Origin of the sequence: Streptosporangium sp. NPDC006013 (genome assembly GCF_040614275.1) — a bacterium.
GTDB lineage: Bacteria > Actinomycetota > Actinomycetes > Streptosporangiales > Streptosporangiaceae > Streptosporangium.
Genome location: NZ_JBEXUE010000662.1, coordinates 1 through 4,504, shown reverse-complemented (window position 1 = coordinate 4,504; position 4,504 = coordinate 1). Strand labels below are relative to the sequence as shown.

Here is a 4,504-nt window from a genome sequence, read left to right as displayed (position 1 = left end):
AAAAAGGGGCTCCGGAGAAACTCCGAAACCCCTACCGACCAGCAAAAACCTGGTCGGGACGACAGGATTTGAACCTGCGACCCCTTGACCCCCAGCCACGAGTTGGGTGTCCGGGGAGATCTGACGGCGTCGGACAGGGAGCCTCCCGCCTGGGGAAACTTCCGGTTAGGTCGGAAGCGGTCGAAGCTGGTTTGAAGGCGTTGGCTCCCCAAATTGGCTCCCTTGACCCCCAGGACGTTGGGGTAGGCGTTTTTGCAGCTCATCGGCTTTCAGGTAGCTATGGATGACGTCCAGTGAAGTGCAGGCTATTGGGCTGCGTGCACAACGTGTGGTCCCAAGCGCTGACACCTCTACTTCTCGATGCGAAACAGTGGGCGCTCGACGAATCTTGAGCCGATCTGCTGATGACTGGCTGTGATACAGGCATTGTGTGGCGTATGCCGCGCCTCCCTACCCGCCGCCGCTCCATGTCGGTGGCACGCCCGATCCGCATAGTCCCGATCTCCGTGGCGCTGGGCATCGCCCTCACACTTGCCGCAGCTGCCGCCGGTGGACTGATTCTCGGCGCGGTGCAGTGTTCTCCGATGGCACGGTCACCTTCAACGGCGCGCAGTCCTCCGGCGGCAATATCACTTTCGGTAGTGCGGTGTTCTGTGGCAGTTTGGTCACCTTCATCCTTGCAACGTTCTCCGGTAGCGTGATTTTCTTTGCCGATGCGCGATTCGCCAGCGGCACGGTCACCTTCAATCAAGCGCAGTTCCCTGGCGGCACGGTGGACTTCTCACAGATCTCTGACTGGAGGCATCCACCTGAGGATCTGCCATCAACTGCGCTTGATCTACTCCTGCCCACAGAACAGGAACCTGTGCCCGGCGACGAGAATGCCACCGACCCTGCCTCGTGATCCGATGGCCCTCTATTTCCCTGCCTTCGCGCTCTTATGGTTGCCCACTCTGATGGAGATAATAGGCGGCGCTCTTTTTCAGAGAAACAAGCTCTAGAAAAGACTGACACGGCAACCAATCTAATTTTGATCATCGATTTGGTTCAAAAAACTCATGATCGTATAGATAAGTCCGTCTGACCATTCAGGATCAACGTCATCCTCCTCCTCACCCCCCTCGGCGTCAGCACTATTGGCCTTAATGCCATAGTCGTCCATAGCTTCATTAGATCCCGGCCAGCGGTCATAAAAGTTCGAGAATATACCCATATATTCGAGTGCAGCCGTGAACTCGTTATCGTCGAGCTCATCGTCAAGTGAACCGAATTCGTAGAGCTCCATAAGGTAGTCGGCCCGCATTGTTGCCTGATCATCGATATCGCGCAGTATCGCCTCATCTACGAACTTGGCCAGCCCGTGTGCGTAAATAGCTGCTATAAATACTCCTTTCTTGCTGCGGTCACGATTAAACAGAGCCGAAAGGCCTTCCATAAGAACAGACCTATGGTGCTTGCGAATCTGCGGATTCGGGGAGCTGGCAGTCGCTCTAATAAGATCTGCAATATCTTCATATTGTCCATCATAGATGCGGCCCCGCTTGCCGATATGAACCGCTATGCACTCACCAAGGCGAGGAAGGCTCAATTTGTCAGAAATGTCGAGCGCGGTAGCTAGACGGCCGACCAGTCCGCGCGTTAAATCTTTAGACGCGTCTAGAGTTGCCAAAACAGCTTCTTCAATCTCACGAGACAAGGGGCGCAGATCAATTTCAAGCTCACCCTGGTCGCAAGTGTTTGAGTTAGGATGGTAGAGCCAAATATTAGCAACCTGATCAAACGAGCGAGCGTTAAGCAGGACGCGTCTTAGCAAGCTGCTATCGTCCTTCATTTTTCGAATGACGAAGTCGTTCACAGAGGGATTATTGAACTCCACATATTGACGCGACTGCTCATAATATATCTTAATGAAAGTGTCGTCGAGAATCTGTAGGCTACGCCTCAGTTGGGGAGTATCCCAGTCAGCTTGAGACAATAGTGCTTCTTTCACATCTTCGAGGAGCGATTTTCCGCCGAGAGAGAATAGAGTGGCAAGAAGCGTTCTTTCCTTTTCTGTCAGCTGGTTCTCAAATATATGCCTCCACACATGCGTGGGATCATCCAAGCTGGCCGATAGTTGCGTAGTGACGTCACCCCAGGTGGAATCGTAAGATGTGCCCAGGACGTCAGATATGACCCGTGGATTGAAATTTGGATGATCGATGATTTTCCGATAATTTTCGGGCTGAGCTAGACTCGCCTTCTCCCTGGTCGGCCATTTCGACCAAAATGTATGATTGTAAAGAATCCTCGCCTTCGTCTCTCGGTTATATGAATCCAAATCTACAACGCAGGTAATTGGGTCGAAATTCTCACGATCGAGGCGTTCATAACGATTCTTTCCTTGAGCTAGAATGTAACTACGCGTTGTGCAGACGAATCTTTTCTTGGGATCCCTGCCAATTCGCCTCATTAATGCAATTAGTCGAGCATCCTCATTTTTGTATAGCTTATCTTCAAGGGTGCTCTGTCCTAGAAAATCGTCATAGACGAACACTTGTTTTGCGTCGGCATTCCACATTCGATAAGCGTCTTCGATGTTCTCTGAGATCTCAACGAGTTCATAACCCGAGTATGCGTAGTACGCGCTGAGCACTTGCGCCAAAGACGTCTTACCGACTCCTGGACCTCCTGTGATTATACAGACATGGTTTGTATCGAGCACCTTCAGTGCATATCTATAGCTATTAGTAGACACGTATGTTTTCAATGTCTCTTGTATTTCGTCAGCAAAATGCATAGACCGCCACAAAATATTTTTAGAGATCGCGGCTTCAAGCATATTGACATCATTGAGCCAGAGCCGTATGTGCTTCCTCACAACCTCCGGATGGTCCCCTATAAGAGACAGTAACTCGTCAACTCCGAAGATATCGCTCGGCGAAATTATGAATGGATCGAACGATGCATACAGCTTATCTTTTGCATCTGTGGTCATTTCAACCGTAGATGCAATGATGTACCGTGTCGGCTTAAGTATTTTCACTTTGGGGAGCTCTTTGTTCAACATGTATTGAACGAGCTTGGCTCTACCGCTTTTCATCCAATGCTTGCATTGGATGATTATCTTTTTTCCATGCCGGTCCATATATCGCAGATCGATGCCGCCGTCACTTCCGGCTGTGAAAATCTCCAATCTGATTTTGAGCGCTGCCTCGAAAAGGTCTTTGCAGAGGCACTCGAAATCGAAGTCAGTCAACTTGCGGAGGTCCATGAGGTCCATCCTGATTCCTCATCTCTTGTAGCTTGGAGTAGCATAAAGCTGGGTTTAAAGGTGAGGCGCCCCTCCCTCGCATAGCACGACTCGAAACGGAGTTTATCTCTCGCTTACTCTGCAACAGTCGTTCGCTTCGGGATTCACGAACGAAGTGGCAAACGGGCCTGGCAAGCTAGACCGACTAGTCATGTCTGCACTGTTCCAGGCTGGCCAGCAGTGCTCCATAACCGGGCCGTGCACTCACGATTGCCCGTCTACAGCTGCCCTCAGCAGGTGACTGCCTCCAGATCGACTTCAGCGGCGAGGAAGTCAGATAGAATCATCTTGACCTGGCCCTTAGAGCTAAAAACTTGTGCAGCATAGGCGAAACGACCCTCTTGAACATTCTCCCAGGAGTTAGTCAGAGCCTCGCTGTTTGCCAGCACGATACGAGACATCATTCTGCTACCCACCTCGGGAAAAAGCTGCGGTTCGGCGAGATCGCGGAACGTTTGCAACTCATCCGGCTCGAACACGCTGACGGGGGTCAGGCGGACAGTAGTACGCAGAGCAGGGTCCACTTCCCCTACTTCAAAAGCCCACAGTGCTCGAGCAATTTTCTCGATGACTCGCATGACACGTACCATGTCGTCCCCGGCCAGTTCGAACACACCCGTATCTTGGAGCGAGAGTGCTAGCCGTGCTGCTATCGCCGGCTTGTCCGTTAGCTTTGCAGCGATCTGCGAACGAGATAGTTTCGTTGGGTCCGTGCTTCCACATGCTGCTACCTCAAGGAGGCACGCAACGTAATCTTCGTCGAGAGAAGCACCCTCGTTGCAGCCCTGACAAGAGGGCACGACTAGGAGGTTCTCTGGGTATGGGCGGTCCAGGAATGCTTTCGGGGGCACGTGATCCCTGGTATCAGGGGCTGATCCGCAGTAGATGCAGAAGCCACTTAGTCGATCGTCCAGAAACAACCCATAAGTCTTCACCCTAGGCAGGCTACGGCACCCTATTCACGAAGGTGAGGTGTTGTAGTCATCTCCTTGCCGGGCAGGCGTAGCCATACCGGGGCGGACACACCAGGTCATGCCGTCATTCGCGTGTACCTGCTCCCGGTGACCTTCCTTGCCCACTGGTTGCCCTACTCGCACGATGACGGCTTGACCTGGTGGGGCTGGCCCGGCATCCCTTGTGGTGGCCGGTGAGGAGATGACCACAGCGACCCTCCCCGGACCCGCACCTCTTTCCCCTGCCCCCTCCATCCCC

The 4,504-nt window shown here is 52.6% G+C and carries 3 protein-coding genes; 1 reads left to right on the top strand and 2 read right to left on the bottom strand.

The window, feature by feature from the left end:
- The first annotated feature begins 574 nt into the window (after positions 1-574).
- A complete protein-coding gene (locus tag ABZ260_RS47295; RefSeq protein ID WP_355631504.1) occupies positions 575-904 on the top strand; it encodes a hypothetical protein in 330 nt (109 codons plus the stop codon).
- A 120-nt stretch (positions 905-1,024) separates the two neighbouring features.
- Here ABZ260_RS47295 and ABZ260_RS47290 read toward each other — a convergent pair whose 3' ends face one another.
- Both ABZ260_RS47290 and ABZ260_RS47285 read right to left on the bottom strand, forming a co-directional pair.
- Entirely contained in the window at positions 1,025-3,262 is a 2,238-nt protein-coding gene (locus ABZ260_RS47290) for a restriction endonuclease (RefSeq protein ID WP_355631501.1), read from the bottom strand.
- A 260-nt stretch (positions 3,263-3,522) separates the two neighbouring features.
- Positions 3,523-3,906, bottom strand: a complete 384-nt coding sequence (locus ABZ260_RS47285; RefSeq protein WP_355631498.1) for a hypothetical protein — start codon at positions 3,904-3,906, stop codon at positions 3,523-3,525.
- Between the last annotated feature and the right edge of the window lie 598 nt (positions 3,907-4,504).

Bases quoted from the DNA above. Each gene is read 5' to 3' on its own strand.
- ABZ260_RS47290 (WP_355631501.1), bottom strand. From the start codon at position 3,262: ATGGACCTCATGGACCTCCGCAAGTTGACTGACTTCGATTTCGAGTGC.